This is a genomic window from Pseudomonas sp. SH10-3B, from assembly GCF_019891415.1.
Taxonomy (GTDB): domain Bacteria; phylum Pseudomonadota; class Gammaproteobacteria; order Pseudomonadales; family Pseudomonadaceae; genus Aquipseudomonas.
This window is the reverse complement of sequence record NZ_JAFLXD010000030.1, coordinates 1-20,267: the sequence shown is the minus strand read 5'-3', so window position 1 is coordinate 20,267 and position 20,267 is coordinate 1. Positions and strand designations below refer to the sequence as shown.

Below are 20,267 nucleotides of genomic sequence, written 5' to 3'. Positions count from 1 at the left end.
GGAGCGACATCCATGATCGAGATCCGTTCTTTTCGTGATCTGCTACGCCTGTTCTTCATCTTCCGCCACGAGTTCAGACTGGCCGCGATTGCGGCGCTGGTGATCATCCTGCTGGGGGCGTTTTTGCTGCCGGCCAAGTACGAATCCACCGCGCGCCTGCTGGTCAAGCCCGGACGTGATTCGACCTTGCCTATCGAGATCAGCAACCGCCAGGCGCTGGTGATGCCCAGCACCCAGCGCGACCCGATTGTCGACGAAGAGCGCTTGCTGACCGGTCGCCCGATTGTGCGCGCGGTGGCCGAGCACTACCTGGAAGTGATCAATAACGCGCCGCCGCCCCAGGGCTTTGTCAAAACCGCCAAGCATTACGTCAAGGAAGGCGTGGGCGCGATATTCGATGGCCTGCGGGTGGTCCTGGAAACCATCGGCGTGGTGGAAAAAACCACGCCGGTGGAACGCCTGGCCGCCAGCCTGGAAAAAAACTTTGAGGTGAGCCACGCCGCCGGTTCCACGGTGATGGACATCAGCTTTACGTGGGGCGACCCGGAGATTGCCCAGGCGGTGGTCAAGGATTGGGTTGAAACCTATATCAACGAACGCACTCAAGCCCTGGGGCGCAAAAGCCTGTACGCCTTCTATGAAGGGCAGGTCTCCACCAGTGCCACCGAGATCAAGGGCTTAAAGGAACAGATCCTCACACACCTGAACCAGATCGGCGCGGCGAGCATCACTGATCGCCTGGAAGACTTGTCCGAGCGCATTAACGTGCTGCGCGGCGAAACGTTCAACACCACGCGCCTGATCGCTTCCTCCGACAGCGCCATCCAGAGCACTCGCACCCAGCTCAAGAGCCAGCCCAAGGAAGTCACCACGGTGCGCCAGATCGCACTCAACCCACAGCAGCAGGACCTGCGGCGCCTGCTGAACCAGAAGCTGCTGGAAAAGGCCGACATGATGCGCACCTACACGGATAACGCGCCGCCGGTCAAAGCCCTGGATGCATCGATCCGCGCAATGCAGGCGCACGTCGCGAGCGAAAGCAACACTGTGCAAAGTTCGGAAAACCGTGCCCCCAACACTCTGGAGATCCACTTGCAGCGGGTGCTGCTGGATGAGTCGAGCAACAACCTGGCGCTGCGTACCCAACTGACTCAACAGCAAAAGCAACTGGCCAACCTGGAAGACCAACGCAAGCAAGCCCTGGAGATTGAACCGGAACTGACCCGCCTGGCCCGCGAGCTGGGCACTGCCGAACGCAACTACGCGCTGTACGTGGACAGCCTGGAAAAATCGCGCATCGACCGGGAGCTGGACAGCAGCCAGATCAGCAATATCGCGGTGATCGAAGAGGCCACCCTGAACCCCGGCCGGATCTTTCCGAAAACCCTGGTGATGCTGGTGCTGGCGATCCCGTTTGCGATCGTCGTCGGCCTGCTGGTGATCTACCTGTGCTACCTGCTCGACCAGCGCATCCACGATGGTGGCCTGGTGGAACGCAAGTTCGGCCTGCCGCTGTGGACCACCCTGCCGGAGTTGGACACCAGCACCGCCCAAAGCACCAATGCGTTCAATGCGAGCATCTATCGCCTGTACGGTTTGCTGCAGTTGGACCGCATCGCCGAACAGGGCCTGACCCTTGGCCTGACTTCGGCGCGCCATGGAGAGGGCGTGACCTTTGTGGTGGAACAACTGCGCCAGTTGTTGCAGGAAAACGGCATCAGCGTGCGCGTCGGCGGGGTTGCACCTGCGGCGCCGGGTGAAGTGGTGTTACTGGACGCATCGGCACTGCTGGATAACCGCGATGCGTTTATCAACCTGCGTCGTGCCGACCTGATTGCGCTGGTGGTGGAGGCGCAGAAGAGCACGGTGCCGGTGGTCGAGCACGCGTTGTCGATCCTCAACACCGCGTTCGGCAAGGTGGACGGCATCATCATGAACCGGCGTAAATTCGAAGTGCCGGCCAAGGTGCTTAAAACCATCGCCAAGTACCGGGGGGCGTTCTGATGCGTGTCGCCCTGCTCGCCCCGTTGCCGCCGGAAAAAAATGGTATCGCCGACTACGCGAACCATTTCCGCACGGCGCTGGAACAGCTGGAGGTAACGGTGCTGACGCCGTTGGCCGGTGTGGCGGGCAATAGCGAGGCGATCAAGCAGGCCATCGCGGGGTTCGACTGGCACAGCGTGGACCTGGTCCACGCCGAGCTGGGGGGCGGACGGCTGGGGGAGTTTCTGGCCCTGCGCGAGTTACGCAAGGCCTACCCGGCACTGCCCCTGACCGCCACGGTGCATGATCCGGAACGCATCGTGTGGCGGCGCGAGCGGTTGCCATTCCCGTTGAACCTGCTGGAGCGCTTGCCCAGCCCGATGCCACAGGCGGCGGTGGTGTTGGCTGACCCGCTGACCTTGCGTGAAGAGCGCCAGGTCGCCGCCGGGTTGACCCGTTTGATCACCCTCACCCGCCTGGGCGCCGATTGCCTGGGCCAACGCATGCAACTGTCGGCGGGTAAAGTGGCGGTGATCAACCATGCCAACCTGGCAATTCCATCGGTGCCGTTACCGCCCCTGGAGACCCTGCGCCTGCTGTACTTCGGGTTTATCTACCGGGGCAAAGGCATCGAAGACCTGTTGCAGGCCCTCGCCGCCGTGTTCAAGCAGGCGCCCGAATGGCGTGACCGTGTGCGCCTGACCCTGGCCGGTGGTACGGCCGCGGAAATGGCGTTTGGCGCGGGCAGCAACTACCTGGAGCAGTTGAACAGCCAGATCGCCGAGCTCGGCCTGGCGGATGCCATCGACTGGCGGCTGAACCTGCCGGCCGATGAGATTGCCCAGACCATCCAGGCCCACCATGTGATGGTGCTGCCCTACCGCGAATCGAAGAAACTCGGCCTGCTCGGGCGCCAACGCGGCACCAGTGGTGCGCTGTCCTGGGCTGCCGCCTGCGGACGCGGGGCAATTACCTCCGACGCCCGCGCCTTTGCCGAGGAAGTTGCCAGCGGTAACGGTGCCATCTATCCCGAGGGTGATGTGGACGCCCTCAGCGAACAACTGCTGCGCCTGGCGCGCACGCCGCTGCTGGCCCGGGACTGGGCCGAACGCGCCGGCGAAATCGGCCGCGAGCGCTTGTGGCCGTTGACTGCGCAGAAGTTCAAGGGGTTGTTTGAGCAAGCCATCGAGGACAGCCGCCATGGCGCGTAAACGCACCTACTTCGCCACCTTGATCGTGGTCGCTGCCCTGGGCCTGACGGCGTTTCTGTGGGGACGCCAGGCCGATGCCGAAAGCCATGTGCTCAAGGGCAACAAAACTGTGGTGTGGAAAGACTTTCTGGGGGTGAACGCGCAGTTCCTGTGGTTCAGCCCCGAGCGTTACCAGAAACAGATCGACCGTCTCAAGGCGTTGGGGCTGGAGTGGGTGCGCCTGGACCTGCATTGGGATCAGTTGGAGCCGGTCCAAGGGCAGTACCAGGTTGCGACGCTGGATCAGTTGGTGGGCAAACTGCAGGACAACCAGCTCAAGTCAGTGTTCTACCTGGTGGGGTCGGCGCCGTTCGCCACCTCCGCGCCGGTGGGTGCGCCCTATCAGGACCAGTACCCGCCGAAAGATCCGAACGTGTTCGCCAACCGCATGGCCTTGCTGGCCCAGCGCTACCCCAGCGTCGACGCCTGGCAGGTGTGGAACGAACCGAACCTGCTAGGCTTCTGGCGCCCGGTGGCCGACCCGGCCGGCTATGCTGCGCTGCTGACCAGCACTGCCGCCGCGTTGCGCGCCATGAGCCCGAGCAAACCGGTGGTGGCCGCCGGTATGGCGTTCTTCAGTGAAATGCCCAACGGTCAGACCATGTTCAACGCGCTCGGCGCGCTGGGCGTGGCCAGCCTGAATACGATCATTTCCTACCACCCCTACACCCAATTGCCCGAAGGTAACGACCCGGCCAACCTGGACTTTATCGCCAAGACCACTGCGCTCAACCAGGCCCTGCGCAACGGTGGCGTGCAGACCCTGTGGAGCACCGAGTGGGGCTGGTCGACCTACACCGGGCCTAAAGACGCCCAGGACATCATCACCCCACAGGCCCAGGCCGATTATGTGGTGCGCCGCCTGGCGCTGATGAGTGCGCTGGATTACGACAAGATCTTCCTGTTTACCCTCAGCGACCTCGACCAGCGCGCCAGTGTGCGGGACCAGTCTTACGGTTTGCTCGACATCGACGCCAACCCCAAGCCGGTCTACACCGCGCTGAAAAACTTCCTCGACGTCAGCGGCCCGACGCTCACCCCCGCCGACCCGCCCAGCGCCGACCAGTTGCCAGACGGCCTGTTCAGCATCGGCTGGACCCGCGCCGACGGGCGCAAGCTGTGGTTCTTCTGGTCGGCCGAGGGCGGCAGCGCGCACTTGCCCAACCTGGCCAGCGCCACCCTGTACGACCCGCTACGTAGCACACAAACTCCGGTCAGCGGCACCAACGGCCTGACCGTGCCGGTCAAAACGAACTTGCAAATCCTGTTATGGGAGTGAGGCCCGCCATGCGTATTTTATGGATCCTGCCCTACTCGCCCTGGCCCGCGACCAGCGGCGGCAAGACGCGCCAGTTCCACCTGCTGCGCAGCCTGGCGGCGCGGGGGCATCGGATCACCTTGCTGCTGCATGACAAGCACCCGGTATCCCTCAGCGATCGCCAGGTGCTGGAGGCGTTTGTCGAACAGTTGATCATCCTGCCGCGCCGCCCACTGCGCAGCCTCAAGACCCTGGTGGCAGGGCTGTTTGCACCCTACCCGCTGCTGGCCAGTGTGAATGGGCTGTCGGGCGAGTTGCAGGAGACCTTCAATTGGTTGCTGGGTGAACAGTGGGACGTAGTGCAGATCGAGCACAGCTACAGTTTCCAGCCTTACGAAGATGCGCTGGCGCGCACGTCCCAGCCGTTCGTGCTGACCGAACACAACGTCGAGTCGGCCCTGGGCGCGGCCACCTACGACCGCTTGCCGAGTTGGTCGCTGCCGTTTATTCGCTACGATCAATGGCGCTATGCCCGCTGGGAACGCCGGGTGATGCGCCAGGCCACACAGGTGGTGGCGGTCACCCAGAGCGATGCGCACATCCTGGCAAAGATCGCCGGCAAACCTGTGCCGGTGGTGGTCAATGGGGTGGACTGCGATCACTTCGCCGCAGCCCATCCAGATCCCTCGACACACCGCGTGCTGTTCCTTGGCAACTACGAATACGCGCCGAACGTGGATGCCATCGAATGGGCCCTGGATGAAATCCTGCCCAAGGTCTGGGCGCGCTGCCCGGAGGCACGCATGAGCGTATGCGGCTTCGGCATGCCTGGCAGTTGGCGCGAACGTTGGAAAGACCCGCGTATCGAGTGGCAAGGCTTCGTGCCCAACCTGCTGGACCTGCAATCGAGCTGTTCGGTGTTCCTGGCGCCGTTGCGCCATGGCGGCGGCTCCAAACTCAAGGTGCTCGAAGCCCTGGCCGCCGGTCTACCGCTGGCCAGCACCGAACAAGGCGTATCGGGGCTGGACCTGGTGGAAGGCCTGGACTACCTCGGCGGGCAGAGCGCCGACGACTTGGCCGATGCCGTGGTGCGCCTGCTGCAATGTCCTGAAGCCGCTGTTCCCATGGGTGAGGCCGGACGTGCCTATGTGCGCCGAGCCCATGACTGGAGCGTTGCCGCCAGCCAACTGGAGCAGGTGTACGCCACGCTTGTGCCGCTGAATCAGAAGGAGCCCGCATGCGTGTAGGCCTGGATTACCGCACCGTCGGCACCTCGCCGCAATCGGGCATCAGTCGCCAGGTGTATGCGCTGGAGAGTGCGCTGTACACCTTGCCGGGCATCGAGCTTGAGCGGTTTACCGTGGCGCCCCTGGGCGATGAGACTCGCCTGCTGGCCCACTGCCCGACGTGGGGCTGTGCCAAGACCGCCATGCATCAACCGCAGAATCGTCTGCGCTTTGAGGCCGGTTTTCTGCCGCGCGCCTTGCGCGAGGAGCGTATCGACCTGTACATCAGCACCTTCAACATGGGCCTGCCGTTGCCGCCCAAGCCGAAGGGTTTGCGCACGGTGGTGCTGCTGCATGACCTGTTCCAGATCACCTTGAATAACTACCACGCCAACCGCTTGAAGGCACTGATCTACAAGACCAGTGATCGCCTGTCGATTGCCTACGCGGTGCACAGCGCCGACCGCGTGTGGACGCCGTCGCAGTACAGCGCCGATGAAACCGCGCGGCTGTTTCCCAAGGCAGCGGGCAAGATTCGCGTGTTGCCCAATCAAGTCGACGGCTTTGCCGAGCTGGCGGCCGACCTGAGCAAACGTCAGTTGCCCGAGCGCTATTGGCTGCTGGTCGGCACCCGAGAGTTGCGCAAGAACGTGCCGTTTCTGGTGGACGCCTGGCAGCAGGCGCGGCGCCAATCTCCCGCCGTGCCGGAGTTGGTGCTGGTGGGCCGCCTGGATCATTTGCCCGAAACCCAGCGCACGCTGCCGGGGATTCGTGCTTTGAGCGGTGTGTCGGATGCCGAGTTGCACGCCCTCTATCGTCAGGCTTCACGCCTGTGGCAACCGTCCTATGCCGAAGGCTTCGGTTTACCGGTGATCGAGGCCCTGAGCGTGGGCACGCCGGTGGCGGTGGCCAGCGGCACTTCGCTGGATGAAATCACCCCGCCGTCGGCACCGCGCTTTTCGCCCACCGATGGCCCGGCGCTGGTGCAATTGATGGTCAGCCTGGGCACACAACCGGATGAAGAATCCGCCGAGCAACGGCGCCTGTGGGCGCAACGTTTCAACCATCACGCTTATCGCCAGCGCCTGGCCCAACTGATTGAGGAACTCAAGTGAGAGTGAACCTGGCAAGCCTCGTCGCCATCCTCTTCGGCCTGCTGTTTGGCGCCATCGCCTTGCTGCTGTCGCCGGCCAAGGCGTTTCTCGCCGTAGTCGGCCTGGCCGGGGCGGTGACCATCCTGCGCTTTCCGTTCTGGGGCCTGTTGCTGTTTGCCATGATCGCCACGTTCATGCCGTACTCGACCATCAACCTGGGGATCCGCAGCACCGTGAGCGAAGCGATCCTTGCCCTGACCTGGGGCGCGGTGCTGTGGCACAACTTCCTCGCGCGCCTGCCCGATACGCCAAGCCTCACCCGCCGCCCCACCGACCAGATGCTGGTGTGGCTGATGCTGTTCAGCGTGTTCCCGTTCATCGTCGGCCAGGTCACCATCCACGCCGACACCAGTGGCGTGGCCAACTGGCTGCGCTGGTTGCTGAGCCTGTCGTCAGTGTTCCTCTGCGCCAAATTGCTGGTGGATCACAAACACCGCGAATCCTTGGTCATCGCCCTGTTGCTGGGCAGCCTGGCGATGCTGGTGCTGTCGATCGCGGTATTCGTGCGCACGCGCTCCGGGGCCGGCATTGCGCCGATTCTGGCGCTGTTTAACTACGGCAACTTTGACATGTTGAAATTCGGCCTGGAGGCCATGTCTTCACGCATGGGTTCGCCATGGATGCACCCGAATGCCATCGGCGGGATCATGGCGTTGTTGCTGCCCCTGGCCTTCTGTTTCGGCATGACCGAGCAAGGCTGGAAGCGCGCACTGGGGCTGGGCGTGGCGTGCCTGGGCGCGGCAGCGTTGCTGTTGGCCAGCAGCCGCGGCGCGATGGTCAGCCTGGCGTTGGTGCTGCTGTGGATGGCCACGCGTCGCGTGCCCTACACCGGGCGCCTGCTGATGATCGGCGCAGCGTTGACCGTGGCGCTGGTGATGGCCTATCCACCGCTGCAGGAACGCCTGGCGACGATTTTCTCGTCGAACAATGCCAGTACCGAAGTGCGGTTCGACGAGTACCGCATGTTCCCGCAGGCGGTGGTGTCTTATCCGTTCGGCATCGGCTTCAAGGTTGACCCGCCGGTGCCCGACACCCACTTGCTGGGGATCTCCAACCTGTGGCTGAACTTCATCTACAAGACCGGCATCGTCGGCATGCTGTTCTTTGTGGCGGTGACCGTGCGCTGGTGGCGTGAAGCACGCCCGGAAAAAGGCCCGATCCGCCTGACCAAGGACAATGCCCTGTGGCTGGGCACCACCGGTGGGATTCTGGCGGCGCTGGTGAGCGGCCTGTTCGACCACTACTTCAGTTTTGCGGTGGTGATGGTGGCGTTGTTCTGGCTGATGGTGGGCATCAATGTGCTGGAGGCGCGGCGTTTGTTTCCGGCGCGGCTGCCGCAGGTGAAGACCGTGGCCTACCGCAAAACCTTGTTTGACGGGGCGCGGCCCTGATGCTCGGCTCTGCCGCCTGGCTGACCCTGGCGACCTTGTTGGGCCTGTGCCTGGGGTTCGCCCGTGAATGGTTGCTGGTGGCGGCCTGGGGCGCCGGAGAGCGCAGTGACGCCTTCCTGATCGCGCTGTTTTTGCCGGAAGCACTGCGCATGTCATTGGCTGGCGGTTTGCTGAGTGCCGCCGCGCTGCCGCTGTACCTGCAACGCAAGGACGGCGAGCGCCTGGACTGGCTGGCAGTGCTGTTCCCGGCGTTGCTGCTGATCGCGTTGGTCACCAGCCTGCTGCTGACGCTGTTGGCGCCATGGCTGGTGCAGGTGCTCGGCCCAGGGTTGGCCGACACCGCCACGGCATTGGCCGGCAGCAACCTGCAGATCGTCGCCTGGTGTGTGCCGGGATTGATGCTGCATGCGCTGTTCAGCATTCCCTTGCAGGCCAGCGAACGTTTTGTCCTCGCAGGGTTGGGCTCGTTGCTGTTCAACCTGCCGCCGGTGACGTACCTCGCCCTCGCGGGCACCGCCACCCAACCTCACTCGCTGGCCCTGGCCTGCCTGGCCGGCAGCCTGTTGATGCCGCTGGCGCTGTTGCCCTCGGTGTGGCGCCAAGGCTGGCGGCCGTGGCGCTGGCAGCTGAACTTCGCGCCTCTGCGGGAGCTGGGCCAGCGCATCGGTCCGCTGGTGCTGAGCAATGGCGCCAGCCAAGGGTTGGCGCTGATCGAGCGGCTGGTGGCGTCGCTGCTGGGCGAAGGCGCGGTGACCTGGGTCAACCTGGCACGCAAGCTGATGAACCTGCCGCTGATTGCGCTGATGAGCCTCAACCAGGTGGTGCTGGGCATGATGAGCCGTCGCCAGGGCAATGAGCGCCTGGCCCTGCTCAAGCGCGGCCTGGAAACCGCCAGCGTGCTGACCTTGCCCGCCGGTGTCGGCCTGGTGGCGGCAGCTCCAAGCCTGGTGGCGTTGCTGCTGCCCAAGCAATCGGCGGATTCGCCGTTGCCGCTGCTGCTGGCCTGGTTTGCCGTGCCGTTGGTGTTCGGCGCCTGGAACGCCTTGCTCGCGCGCTATGCCTACGCCGCCGGCGATACGCGCCAGCCGCTGCGCTGCGAGTTGCTCGGCAGCCTGGTCAACGTGGTGCTGTTGGCCGCCCTGCCCTTTGTGTTCGGCCTGGCCGGCATCCCCCTCGCCGCACTGGCCGGCGTGATCTGCACCGCGCTGTTGCTGATGCAGCGCCAGGCGTTGATCGGCACCCTGCCGTGGGCCCGGCATTGGCTGCTCAGTGCGCTGCTGATGGGGCTCGCGGCGCTGATGCTGTTTGGTATTGAGGGCGTGTGGCTGCAACTGGGGCTGAGCACCCTGGCGGGCGCCGTGGTGCTGCTCGGCATGGGGCTGTGGCTTAAGCCGTGGCGCAGGGCATGAATGATCAATCGGGAGCACTCAGGTGAAAAATCGCTGGATTCAAATGGATATCGCCAAGGGCATCGGCATCCTGGTGATCGTGTATGCCCACAGTTGGTTTGTCGCCACGTCCCCGGACTTGATGTACCCGATCCTGGCGTCGTTCGTGCTGCCGTTGTTCTTCTTTTTGTCGGGGGTGTTTTTCAAGCCTGAACAGCCGTTTGTGGAGATGGCGGTGCGTAAGGCCGATGGCCTGCTCAAGCCGTTCTTCTTCACCATGCTGGTGTATGTGATCGTGCGTGGCGTGCTGCGCGGCCAACCGCTGCTGCCGGATATCGGCGGCGTGCTGTACGCCTCGGTGGACACCATCCCGTGGCAGGCGCTGTGGTTTTTACCGCACTTCTGGGTGGCGATCCTGTTCAGTTGGGCGGTGCTGCGGCTGATCCAGCGGCTGCCGCTGGCGGCGAGTTGCGCAGTGATGCTGCTTCCGCTGCTGCTCGGCATCTGGATGCTGCCTTGGTTCTGGCAATTGCCGGTGACTGTCGGTGGGCAAACCTGGGTGCTGCCCGGCTTGCCGTTCAGCCTGGATATCACGTTGATCAGCAGCGCGTGTTTCGTCTACGGCTACCTGCTGCGCGACTGGCTGCGTACCCATGCGGGCTCGCTGCTGACACTGCTGGTGTCGGTGGCGCTGTTCGCGGCGGTGTTCCTCTACCGGGGCGATACCATGGACCTGGCGCAACGTCGCTACGACCACTGGCTGTGGACCAGCCTGTTGGCGGTGATCGGGGTGTACCTGTGCTGGGCATTGGCGCGGGTGCTGATGGCCTCGGCGTTGGTCACCCGTGCCATGACCTACATCGGCCAGTCGACCCTGATCCTGCTGATCTTCCACGGGGAGATCCAGCACAAGACGTTTGATCTGTTGGAGCGTCTGGGACTGCACGCGTTTGTCGCAGCCTGTATCGGTTTTGTGGTGGCGGTGGTGGTGCCGTTATTGATCGGGGAAGTGATCAAGCGGGTGGCGTTCCTGCGGTTTTTCTACTTTCCGTTTCCAGTGCGCAAGGCTGCCAGATAACGGTAGGAGCGAGCGTGCTCCTACCGGGTATTGGCTTCAGTCATCCAGTTGTGGCGCAGCGGGTTTGCCGGCATGTTTCGCAGGCTTGGCACCCTTGGCCGGAGCCGGTGCAACGGGTTCTGGTTCCGGGGCGGCGGCGGTTTCTTTCTCGGCCATCGGCATCTGGTCGATGGCGCTGAAAAACTCCTTCAAATCGAGGGTATCCGGCGGTACGGTTTTCTCGACTTTCTTCTCGCCATCCTTGCCCACCAGGATCACTTTGGTGCCGCTGCCGGCGCCGAGTTTGAGGGCACGGATCAACGCGTTGGTCTCAGGTGGGGTGAGCTTCTTGTTGTCCTTGGGGTCTTTGGCGAACTTCTCCCCTTCAGCACCGATGCTGCCGAACTTCACGGTGTAGAACACCATGCTGCGTTCTTCAAAGGACTGCTTGGTGGCAGGCTCGTCCAGTTGTTTCTTGAGGGTCGCCAGTGTGTCGTTGCCGGAATCAAGCTCCACCACCACCAGTGGCCGGGCTTTGCCCAGGTCCTGCTTGAGCGGGTTGATATCATCAGCAGCCAACAGCGGCCCCGTAAAAGCCATCAAGGTAGCCAGGGTCAGCGACCGGATGAGCATGCGCACCTCCTTTGAATTCCATGCAGGGTTCTTGAGTTTCATGTCTGCGACAGTCAAATTCAAGGATGATTCCTACACTGCGTTCAGAAAGCGTAGGCCAGGACGCCCGCTCCGCAAGGGCTTGGAGGCGACATCCAGCATTGTTTCCTTTGATTGCCGAAACATTAAGAGACCTCCCAGTCCGGCCAATGCCGGGCAAACACGGGCGCCACGATGGGGTCTGCATCCACTTGCGCGAGGGTCTGCGCAAAGCCTGGCGCCAGGGCCGTCAAGGCCGCACGCGCCTGGTCCCAACGCGACACCGCCGCCGCAATGATACCCAGCGCATTCGGCGCGCCATTGGGCGCGAACAACTGGCCGGAAAACTGTTCGGCAAACACCACCCAGGCCTGATGCAGATGGCGGCGCGTGCCGGTGACCAGTTGCGCCTGCACGGCCTCCTCGGCGTTGCCCAGCCAGCGTTGCGGGTAATCGATGATGCCAATTGCCGAGTAGCAATTGGCAGCGATATACACCAGGCCCCTGATGATCTGGGCGCGATCGCCGCTCAGTAGGTGTGCGCCGGGAAACTCCAGGCCGAGGTGGATCAGGATGGCCGCGCTTTCGGTCAGCACCTGGCCATCTGGGGTGACCAGGGTGGGCACCTGTTTGAGCGGGTTGATACGGGCCAGTTCGTCGCTGCCCTCGCCATCGGCCCAGGAGGCTGCATCCGTCCGTCGCCACGGCACCGCACAGCGCTGCAGGGCGATTTCGATCATGCAAGAGCCGGACTCGTCGATGCCATAGAGCGTGTACATGGGGCGGACCTCCTGGAAGTTCATCATCGGATGACAACAATGCAGCGCCTGGACACCGCGAAGCAAGCGTTCTAGAACAGGCCCATTTGCCCACCGACCAGGGTGCTGAAGTCATCGTTCACGAACGGCAGGATCGCATCGGCCACCGGCTGTAATTGGCGGGTGACGTAGTGGTCGTAGTCGATGGGGGCTTGCCGCACTTCTAAGGGTTCGGGGCCGTTGACGCTGATCACATAGCTGATCCAGCCGCCGCGCTGGTACTGGCGCGGGCGGTTCAGACGGTCGTTGTACTCATCGGCCAGGCGCGCGGCGCGCACATGGGGCGGCACGTTGCGCTCGTAGTCGTCCAGTTGGCGGCGCAGGCGTTTGCGGTAGATCAAAAGCTCATCGAATTCGCCGCTCAAGGTCCGGCGCACGTAGTCGCGTATGTAGTCCTGATGGGGCTGGCGGTGGAAGATGCGCTGGTAGAGTTCCTGCTGGAACCGGCGGGCCAGGGGCGACCAGTCGCTGCGCACGGTTTCCAGGCCCTTGTAGATCATTTCTTCGCTGCCGTCTGCACGCGTGACCAGGCCGGCGTAGCGTTTTTTGCTGCCCTCCTCCGCGCCGCGAATGGTCGGCATCAGGAAGCGGCTGAAGTGGGTTTCGTATTGCAGCTCCAGGGCGCTTTGCAGGCCGAACGCGCGGTGCAGGTGTTCACGCCACCACGTGTTGACGTGCTTGACCAGCGCCTGACCGATACGGCTGGCGTCTTCCTGGGAATGCGCGCTGCCGAGCCAGACAAAGGTGGAGTCGGTGTCGCCGTAGATCACTTCATAGCCCTGGGCTTCAACCAGTTCGCGGGTCTGGCGCATGATCTGGTGGCCGCGCATCGTGATCGATGACGCCAGCCGTGTATCGAAGAAGCGGCAACCGCTGGAACCAAGCACGCCGTAGAAGGCGTTCATGATGATTTTCAGCGCCTGGGAAAGCGGTGCGTTGTGTTCTCGCTTGGCCTCTTCGCGACCTTCGGAGACTCGTGCGACGATGGCGGGCAGGCAGTGCCGGGTGCGGGAGAAGCGCGCGCCGCGAAAGCCTTCCACTGAGTCGCTGTCGTCGGGGTGCTTAAGGCCTTCGATCAGGCCCACCGGGTCGATCAGGAAGCTGCGGATGATCGATGGATAAAGGCTTTTGTAGTCGAGCACCAGCACCGATTCGTAGAGGCCGGGGCGCGAGTCCATGACAAATCCGCCGGGGCTGGCTTGAGGCGGTTTGTCGCCCAGGTTCGGCGCGACGAAGCCCTGGCGGTGCATCAACGGCATGTACAGATGGGTGAATGCGGCCACAGAGCCACCGTTGCGGTCAGCCGGCAATCCGGTGACGCTGGCGCGTTCGAGCAGGAACTTGAGCAGCTCGGTTTTCTCGAAGATTCGCGTGACCAGCTCGCAGTCCTTGAGGTTGTAGCGCGCCAGGGCGGGCTTGTCCTCGGCGAACATGCGGTTGATTTCGTCCATGCGCTGGTACGGCGTGGAGATGTCCTTGCCTTCGCCGAGCAGGGTTTGCGCGACATTCTCCAGGCTGAAGGATTCGAAGCTCCAGGTGGCCGAACGCAGGGCCTCGATGCCATCGATGATCAGGCGTCCAGCCGCTGCGGCGAAGTAATGGTTGCGACTGCCATGTTCGCGCCAGGCCATGGGTTCGTCGCCGCGGCCTAGCATCAACGGCACGTTGAGGCGTTGGGCATGTTCGTGGAGCACGCGCAGGTCGAACTGCACCACATTCCAGCCGATGATTGCGTCGGGGTCATGGGTGGCGAGCCATTGGTTGAGGCATTCGAGCAGTTGGGCGCGGGTGTCGCAGTAGTCGAGCTTGAAGTTCACTGCGCAGCTTTTGTTCGGCGGGCCGAGCATGTACACCTGGCGCTCGCCGCAGCCTTCGAGGGCGATGGAATAGAGGTCGCCCTGGGCGGTGGTCTCGATGTCCAGGGATACCAGCTTGAGCGGCGGACGGTAGTCGGGCGCGGGTTTCATCTGCGCATCGCACAGGACACCGCTGGCATCGGGCGTACCGCCGAACCAGACCGGGGCGGTGATAAAGCGCTCCATCATGTAGCGTTCGGGCGGACGTACATCGCCTTCGTAGACGTCGACACCGGCGGCGCGCAGGCGTTTTTCCACGTCCATCGCCTGGCGGTGCTGGCGGGTGTAAAGGCCCAGGACCGGGCGGTGATGGAAATCGCAGAGTTGCAGCGGGCGCAGTTCGATATCGCGCTCGCCCTTGAGCAGCCAATCCAACGGCTTGCGATGAGCCTCGGGAATGAACATCACCGAGGTCTGCACGGGTAGGCGGATCAACCGCGGGCCATGGTCTGTGGCCAGCCAGAAACTGACCTCCGTGCCCGCCGGGGTATCGCGCCAATGCCGGGTCAGGACAAAACCCTGCTGTAAATCCACCGTACCGCACCTCAGGAATAGCGTTCAGGCGTTGATTCTACGCGGCATCCGTGCCAACGCGGCAGGTAAACACGCACGTCGGGCGCAATCTGATAAATTTGTTGCAGGACGTTAATAATAATTACTATCATCCGCGCCGGAGTCGTATTCGCGCAGTGAGGAAGCGCAACGCCTGTTGCCCTCTTTCTCACATTGACGGTTCGCCGTCAGGATCGACCATGCCCATCTGTACCTCATTCGCTGTGCCGTTTCGCCCGACCCTGCTCGCCCTTTGTTGCTCCCTGAGCCTTGCCGCTCATGCCGCAACCCCCGTCACCGCGCAGGATGCGAACAACCGTCAGGACGGCAACACACTGGAATTGGGTGCCACCAATATCAACGCCGACGCGCCCGCGCCGAACGCCCTGCCCCCGGTATACAGCGGCGGCCAGGTGGCACGCGGCGGCCAATTGGGTGTGCTGGGCAACCAGGACATCATGGACGTGCCTTTCAGCATGGCCTCTTACACCGAAAAACTGATCCGCGATCAACAGGCCGAAACCGTCGGTGATGTGCTGCTCAATGACTCGTCAGTGCGCCAGGCCTCGGGGTATGCGAACCAGGCGCAGACCTTCATGATCCGTGGTCTGCCGCTGAATGGTGATGACATTTCCTACAATGGCTTGTACGGCATCCTACCCCGTCAGATCATCTCTACTGACGCCTTGGAACGCGTGGAAGTGTTCAAGGGGCCTAACGCGTTTATCAACGGCGTGACACCGGGCGGCTCCGGCATCGGCGGCGGCGTGAACCTGCACCCCAAGCGCGCCGATGATGTACCGCTGCGGCGCTTCAGCACGGATATCAGCAGCGATGGCCGCGTCGGCGAGCACTTGGATATAGGCCAGCGGTTCGGCGAAGACAATCGGTTTGGCGCTCGGGTGAACCTGTCCCAGCGCGAAGGTGATACCGGCATTGATGATGAAAACCAGCGTTCGAAATTGTTTGCGGTCGGCCTGGATTACCGCGGCGATGCTTTGCGCGTATCGAGTGATTTCGTTTATCAAAAGCAGCGTATCAACGGCGGGCGCAATTCGGTATTCGTGGGGACCGCCACACATGTACCGGATGCGCCTTCGGCCGACACGAACTATGCGCCGAGCTGGAGCCGTACCAACCTTGAAGACACCTTGGGCATGCTGCGCGCCGAATATGACCTGAACGAAAACTGGACGGCTTATGCCGCAGCCGGTGCCAAGCACAGTCGTGAAATGGGCCAGTATTCGTCGGTGACCCTGACCGATAACGTCGGTAATGCCACCTCCAGCCGCTCGACCATCGCGCACGAAGAAGACAACTCCAGTCTGATGAGCGGCCTGAATGGCAAATTCCAGACTGGGCCCGTCAGCCACCGACTCAACTTCGGCCTCGCCGGCATTTGGACCCAGGCGCGCAACGCTTATGTCTTCAACGGCTCACCGAGTGCGACCAATATCTACAACCCTGTGACCGGGGCACCACCGACTCTGAATAACCCACGCAACACCCCCGGCACGGACTTCAGCGACCCGACCATTACCGCCAAGACATTCGTGCGCAGCGCAGCCATCTCCGACACCTTGGGTTTCTTCGATGACCGTCTGTTGGTGACCGTCGGCGCCCGACGCCAGCAGATGGTGGTACAGGGCTACAACTACATGAGCGGTACACGCACCGCCAACTATGACGAATCGATCACCACGCCGGTCTACGGCGTTGTGTTCAAGCCGTGGGAACACGTATCGGTGTACGCCAACCGTATTGAAGGCTTGGCCCAGGGCCCGGTTTCGCCGCTTACGGCCGGTACCCGGACTATCATCGGCGGCGGGCAGGCCTATGCACCCGCGCGCTCCAAGCAGATCGAAGCGGGCGTCAAGGTAGACATGGGCACCTATGGCGCTACGTTAGGCGTTTACCGTATCGAGCAGCCTGGCGCAGGCTATTCAGAAGTCATCGACGCCACCACCGCGCGCTACGTGCGTGAAGGTCAGCAGATCAATAAAGGCGTCGAACTGAACGTCTTCGGCGAACCGGTCAGCGGCCTGCGTTTGCTGGGTGGTGCGACGGTGATGAAGACCGAGCTCAAGGACACGCAGAACGGTACCAACGATGGCAACCGTGCCATCGGTGTACCTTCCTTCCAGCTCAACGCCGGCGTGGAATGGGACGTGCCCGGCCTGCAAGGCGTGACCCTCAACGGGCGCATGCTGCGCACCGGTGGCCAGTACGCGGATGCGGCCAACAACCTGAGCCTGCCAGCCTGGAACCGTTTCGATGTAGGCGCGCGCTACGCCTTCATGCTGGATCAGCGTGAGGTGACGCTGGGCGCCACTGTGGAGAACGTTGCCAACGAAAAGTACTGGGAGTCGGCTCAGGGCGGGTTCTTGAGCCAGGGGGATCCTCGCGTGGCCAAGTTGTCGGCGACGGTCGACTTCTAACCGTAAGGCCAACTGCCCTGCATCACTTATGAAAGCTGAGAACGACAAGGACGGGCATCAGTGCTGATGCCCGTTATCCGGTTTACGCCCGACGAGCTTTGCTCAGGTAGTTTTCGATATTGCCCATCTGCTCGTCCCAGCCACGGGAGTTCATCTTGAAGGCTTTTTGCCTACGCTTCTCTGGCACCGTATAGAAACCGGATTCAACCACCCGGAGCAAAATGCCTGGCGCGCGATCCTCAATGGTGAACTCCACCAGTGTCGGGGTTTCCTTGTCGTAGTCGACGCCCTCTTCGACCGCGAAGGGGTGCCACCAGAAAGAGAACAGCGTCTGCGGCAGGATGCGTTCGATTTTGGCTTTCCAGATCACGTGTTCGTAACCTGGGTAGGTAATCGGCGCCTCTATAGTTTCCCCAGCCATAAAGGTTTTGCCCTTGAGGGCGACCCCAAACCAGTTACCGAATTGCTCGGCATTGGTGAGCGCTTCCCAGACCTGTTTACGTGAAGCGTTGAGCAGAACTTTGCGCTCGATGCGATCTAATACGTGCATAAGTCACCTCCTCCGTTGACAGTAGGCGACATCAAACAATGCGCAACCTCAGGTTGTAAGCAATCATGATGACCCCGTCCTTGAACCGGCAATACGTTTATGACTGACCCATTGAATGGAAGTTGCTTCTGCAAAGGTGTTCGCTATCAGGTGGACCAACTGGACATGCCCATCAGCCACTGCCACTGCGCGAGCTGCCGTAAAATACATGCGGCGGCGTTTGTGGCCACCGCCGGAGTGATGCGCGAACATTTTCGCTGGACGCTGGGGGAGGAGCTGCTGGCGTCCTTTGAATCTTCGCCGGGCAAGCTCAGGTATTTCTGCTCACGTTGTGGCTCACACCTGATAGCAGAGCGTGGGCATCAGCCCCATGTGATTGTGCGGGTGGCGACGCTGGATGATGATCCGGGCGTCAGGCCCACCTCGCACATCTGGACGGCCCATGATGTGCCTTGGCTCGCCCATGAAGGTATAGAGCACTGGGACGAATGGAAGGCATGACTTAGACGCGCGGGTCACCTGGCGCTTTAGCCGGCGTGGCGTATTGCGGCTTCAGGTGGCCTTCCTGGTCAAGTAGCCAGGCATCCATGATTTGCCGCACCACCGGTCCCGCGACGCGACCACCGGCCTCACCGTTTTCGATCATCACTGAAATCACGATTTTCGGGTGTTCAGCGGGAGCAAAGCCGACGAACAACGCGTTGTCGCGATGGCGCTCCAAGGTCTTCTCACGGTTGTAACGCTCACCCTGCTTGATCGCAACCACCTGGGCGGTGCCACTCTTGCCGGCGATACGGTATTGCGCGCCTTGCGCTGCAGCCCGTGCAATACCGCGCGGGTCGTGCATCACCAGTTGCATGCCGTGGTTGACCTGTTCCCAATCACGCGGGTCCTTAAGGACGACGTTCGGCATTGGGTTTTCATCCACCGGTGGCACGCCATCAATGGTTTTAGCCAAGTGGGGTCGGTTCCACACCCCCTTGTTGGCAATCAATGCAGTGGCCTGGGCCAACTGCAGCGGCGTGACCTGCATATAGCCTTGGCCGATGCCGAGGATCACGGTTTCACCAGGGAACCAAGGCTGACGCCGGGTGGCACGCTTCCACGCTTGGGAAGGCATCAAACCCGCAGACTCTTCAAACATATCCAGCGACACTTTCTGGCCAAGTCCGAATTCTGCCAGGTAGTCGTGCAGCCGGTCGATGCCGAGTTTATGAGCCAGATCGTAAAAGTAGGTGTCGTTGGAGCGCATGATGGCTGCGTCCATGTCCACCCAGCCGTCGCCACTGTGGTTCCAGTTGCGGTATTTGTGGTCGAAGTCGGGCAGTTGATAGTAACCGGGGTCGAATACACGCGTTTGAGCCGTGACGACACCGCTGTCCAGACCGGCGATGGCCACTTCTGGCTTGATCGTTGAGCCTGGAGCGTACAGCCCGCGCAATACCCGGTTAAACAGCGGCCGGTCGATGGAATCATGCAGCGCGGCGTATTCCTTGAAGCTGATACCGGTGACAAACAGGTTCGGGTCGAAACTCGGTTTGCTGACCATGGCCAGCACTTCACCGGTTTGCGGGTCGAGGGCAACGACCGAACCACGGCGATCCCCCAAGGCTTCCTCCGCGGCTTCCTGGAGTTTGATGTCGAGGCTCAGGACGATATTTTTCCCCGGGATCGGGTCGGTGTGTTTAAGCACTCGAAGTACGCGGCCCTGGGCATTGGTCTCGACCTCTTCATAGCCCACATGACCATGCAGTTCAGATTCGTAGAAACGCTCGATACCGGTCTTGCCGATAGATTGTGTGCCGCGGTACTCCACCGAATCGAGGGCCTTGGATTCTTTCTCATTGATGCGTCCTACATAGCCGATGGAGTGGGCAAAGTGCGCACCCAGGGGGTAGTGACGGACGAATTGCGGTTCTACGTCTACCCCTGGCAGGCGGAACTCGTTCACCGCCAACAACGCAATTTGTTCTTCGGTCAACTCGTAGAACAACGTTACGGGGACGAATGGGTGGCGTGCCTGCTTCAGGGCCTTGTCGAACAGTGCGCGGTCTTCAGCAGGCAGATGCAGCAGGTTGACGATGGCGTCGAGTTCGCCCTTGAGGTCAGTGGTGCGCTCGCGGGTGATGGTCAGATTGTAGCTGGGTCGGTTATCGGCTAGGACCACGCCATTACGGTCATAGATAAGACCGCGCGTCGGCGTGATGGGCAGTACGTGGACGCGGTTGTTTTCAGATATCGTGGAGTGGTAGTCGAACTGGACGACCTGAAGGAAATACATACGCCCCACCAGGGCACATGTAATGCCGATCACCAGCAACGCACAAGCGAGCAGGCGCTTATTGACGAGGCGGTTCTCTTTTTCGTGATCTTTAATCGGTATAGGTTCAGGCATTTCTACAGCATCTCGTTGAAGAAGGTCGACGCCGCATCCTGCGATGAAAGATCAGTCCTTGGGAAATGTGCTGCACCATAGCAAAAATGCAGAAACACTTTGCATTGAATTCTCCAACGGCACTCTGAGGTGAGCTCAATGTCGATGGCTACGGTGCCACGGTGGCCTACCTTGAGGGTATTCGAAAGCTCACTCAGAACGGTGTTTTTACTTTTCGACCGCGCAAAACAAAACCCCATCTGCTTTCGCAAATGGGGTTTCGGAATTTAATCTTGACGATGACCTACTCTCACATGGGGA

15 protein-coding genes are annotated in these 20,267 nt (G+C 61.9%); 10 read left to right on the top strand and 5 right to left on the bottom strand.

The window, feature by feature from the left end; all coding sequences use genetic code 11:
- Positions 1–12: 12 nt before the first annotated feature.
- Genes J1G35_RS20645 through J1G35_RS20610 form a run of 8 tightly spaced genes read left to right on the top strand, consistent with a single transcriptional unit; the run spans position 13 to position 10,728 of the window.
- The gene (locus J1G35_RS20645) at positions 13–2,004 is read left to right on the top strand and encodes an exopolysaccharide transport family protein (protein ID WP_223015886.1); all 1,992 of its coding nucleotides are present in this window, start codon (positions 13–15) and stop codon (positions 2,002–2,004) included.
- The gene (locus J1G35_RS20640) at positions 2,004–3,194 is read left to right on the top strand and encodes a glycosyltransferase (protein WP_223015885.1); all 1,191 of its coding nucleotides are present in this window, start codon (positions 2,004–2,006) and stop codon (positions 3,192–3,194) included. The genes J1G35_RS20645 and J1G35_RS20640 overlap by 1 nt, the downstream gene beginning before the upstream one ends.
- Positions 3,184–4,512, top strand: coding sequence for a cellulase family glycosylhydrolase (locus tag J1G35_RS20635; RefSeq protein WP_053132279.1), 1,329 nt, complete (start codon positions 3,184–3,186; stop codon positions 4,510–4,512). The genes J1G35_RS20640 and J1G35_RS20635 overlap by 11 nt, the downstream gene beginning before the upstream one ends.
- Before the next feature lie 8 nt (positions 4,513–4,520).
- On the top strand, positions 4,521–5,738 hold the full coding sequence (locus J1G35_RS20630) for a glycosyltransferase family 4 protein (protein WP_223015884.1): 1,218 nt from the start codon (positions 4,521–4,523) through the stop codon (positions 5,736–5,738).
- Positions 5,729–6,832 (top strand): glycosyltransferase family 1 protein, encoded by a 1,104-nt coding sequence (locus J1G35_RS20625; RefSeq protein WP_223015883.1) that lies wholly within the window; start codon positions 5,729–5,731, stop codon positions 6,830–6,832. The genes J1G35_RS20630 and J1G35_RS20625 overlap by 10 nt, the downstream gene beginning before the upstream one ends.
- Positions 6,833–6,834: 2 nt before the next feature.
- The gene (locus J1G35_RS20620) at positions 6,835–8,262 is read left to right on the top strand and encodes an O-antigen ligase family protein (RefSeq protein WP_223015913.1); all 1,428 of its coding nucleotides are present in this window, start codon (positions 6,835–6,837) and stop codon (positions 8,260–8,262) included.
- Positions 8,262–9,671 (top strand): murein biosynthesis integral membrane protein MurJ, encoded by a 1,410-nt coding sequence (gene murJ / locus J1G35_RS20615; protein WP_223015882.1) that lies wholly within the window; start codon positions 8,262–8,264, stop codon positions 9,669–9,671. The genes J1G35_RS20620 and murJ overlap by 1 nt, the downstream gene beginning before the upstream one ends.
- A gap of 22 nt (positions 9,672–9,693) precedes the next feature.
- The gene (locus J1G35_RS20610; protein WP_082340959.1) at positions 9,694–10,728 is read left to right on the top strand and encodes an acyltransferase family protein; all 1,035 of its coding nucleotides are present in this window, start codon (positions 9,694–9,696) and stop codon (positions 10,726–10,728) included.
- 36 nt (positions 10,729–10,764) lie between these two features.
- On the opposite strand, the gene J1G35_RS20605 is transcribed toward J1G35_RS20610, so the two are convergent.
- The 3 genes from J1G35_RS20605 to J1G35_RS20595 all read right to left on the bottom strand — a co-directional run bounded on the left by J1G35_RS20605 (position 10,765) and on the right by J1G35_RS20595 (position 14,566).
- Positions 10,765–11,340 carry a DUF4174 domain-containing protein gene (locus J1G35_RS20605; RefSeq protein ID WP_223015881.1) on the bottom strand — a complete coding sequence of 192 codons (576 nt, stop codon included), beginning with the start codon at positions 11,338–11,340 and terminating at the stop codon, positions 10,765–10,767.
- Between the two features lie 164 nt (positions 11,341–11,504).
- Positions 11,505–12,137: a glutathione S-transferase gene (locus J1G35_RS20600; RefSeq protein WP_223015880.1), complete on the bottom strand. Its 633-nt coding sequence runs from the start codon at positions 12,135–12,137 to the stop codon at positions 11,505–11,507.
- Between the two features lie 71 nt (positions 12,138–12,208).
- The gene (locus J1G35_RS20595; RefSeq protein WP_223015879.1) at positions 12,209–14,566 is read right to left on the bottom strand and encodes a DNA polymerase II; all 2,358 of its coding nucleotides are present in this window, start codon (positions 14,564–14,566) and stop codon (positions 12,209–12,211) included.
- A gap of 218 nt (positions 14,567–14,784) precedes the next feature.
- On the opposite strand from J1G35_RS20595, the gene J1G35_RS20590 reads away from it, so the two are divergent.
- Positions 14,785–17,022: a TonB-dependent siderophore receptor gene (locus tag J1G35_RS20590; protein WP_223015878.1), complete on the top strand. Its 2,238-nt coding sequence runs from the start codon at positions 14,785–14,787 to the stop codon at positions 17,020–17,022.
- A gap of 82 nt (positions 17,023–17,104) precedes the next feature.
- Here the strand turns inward: J1G35_RS20590 and J1G35_RS20585 are convergent, their stop codons facing one another.
- Positions 17,105–17,572 (bottom strand): SRPBCC family protein, encoded by a 468-nt coding sequence (locus tag J1G35_RS20585; protein WP_223015877.1) that lies wholly within the window; start codon positions 17,570–17,572, stop codon positions 17,105–17,107.
- A gap of 99 nt (positions 17,573–17,671) precedes the next feature.
- Between J1G35_RS20585 and J1G35_RS20580 the strand changes: the two genes are divergently transcribed.
- Positions 17,672–18,073 (top strand): GFA family protein, encoded by a 402-nt coding sequence (locus tag J1G35_RS20580; protein ID WP_223015876.1) that lies wholly within the window; start codon positions 17,672–17,674, stop codon positions 18,071–18,073.
- A gap of 1 nt (position 18,074) precedes the next feature.
- Here J1G35_RS20580 and mrdA read toward each other — a convergent pair whose 3' ends face one another.
- A complete protein-coding gene (mrdA, locus tag J1G35_RS20575) occupies positions 18,075–19,967 on the bottom strand; it encodes a penicillin-binding protein 2 (protein WP_053132308.1) in 1,893 nt (630 codons plus the stop codon).
- Positions 19,968–20,267 lie beyond the last annotated feature (300 nt).

Bases quoted from the DNA above. Each gene is read 5' to 3' on its own strand.
- J1G35_RS20585 (WP_223015877.1), bottom strand. From the start codon at position 17,572: ATGCACGTATTAGATCGCATCGAGCGCAAAGTTCTGCTCAACGCTTCA.
- J1G35_RS20580 (WP_223015876.1), top strand. From the start codon at position 17,672: ATGACTGACCCATTGAATGGAAGTTGCTTCTGCAAAGGTGTTCGCTAT.
- J1G35_RS20605 (WP_223015881.1), bottom strand. From the start codon at position 11,340: ATGCTCATCCGGTCGCTGACCCTGGCTACCTTGATGGCTTTTACGGGG.
- J1G35_RS20645 (WP_223015886.1), top strand. From the start codon at position 13: ATGATCGAGATCCGTTCTTTTCGTGATCTGCTACGCCTGTTCTTCATC.
- J1G35_RS20630 (WP_223015884.1), top strand. From the start codon at position 4,521: ATGCGTATTTTATGGATCCTGCCCTACTCGCCCTGGCCCGCGACCAGC.
- J1G35_RS20635 (WP_053132279.1), top strand. From the start codon at position 3,184: ATGGCGCGTAAACGCACCTACTTCGCCACCTTGATCGTGGTCGCTGCC.
- J1G35_RS20600 (WP_223015880.1), bottom strand. From the start codon at position 12,137: ATGTACACGCTCTATGGCATCGACGAGTCCGGCTCTTGCATGATCGAA.
- murJ (WP_223015882.1), top strand. From the start codon at position 8,262: ATGCTCGGCTCTGCCGCCTGGCTGACCCTGGCGACCTTGTTGGGCCTG.
- mrdA (WP_053132308.1), bottom strand. From the start codon at position 19,967: ATGCCTGAACCTATACCGATTAAAGATCACGAAAAAGAGAACCGCCTC.
- J1G35_RS20640 (WP_223015885.1), top strand. From the start codon at position 2,004: ATGCGTGTCGCCCTGCTCGCCCCGTTGCCGCCGGAAAAAAATGGTATC.
- J1G35_RS20625 (WP_223015883.1), top strand. From the start codon at position 5,729: ATGCGTGTAGGCCTGGATTACCGCACCGTCGGCACCTCGCCGCAATCG.
- J1G35_RS20590 (WP_223015878.1), top strand. From the start codon at position 14,785: ATGCCCATCTGTACCTCATTCGCTGTGCCGTTTCGCCCGACCCTGCTC.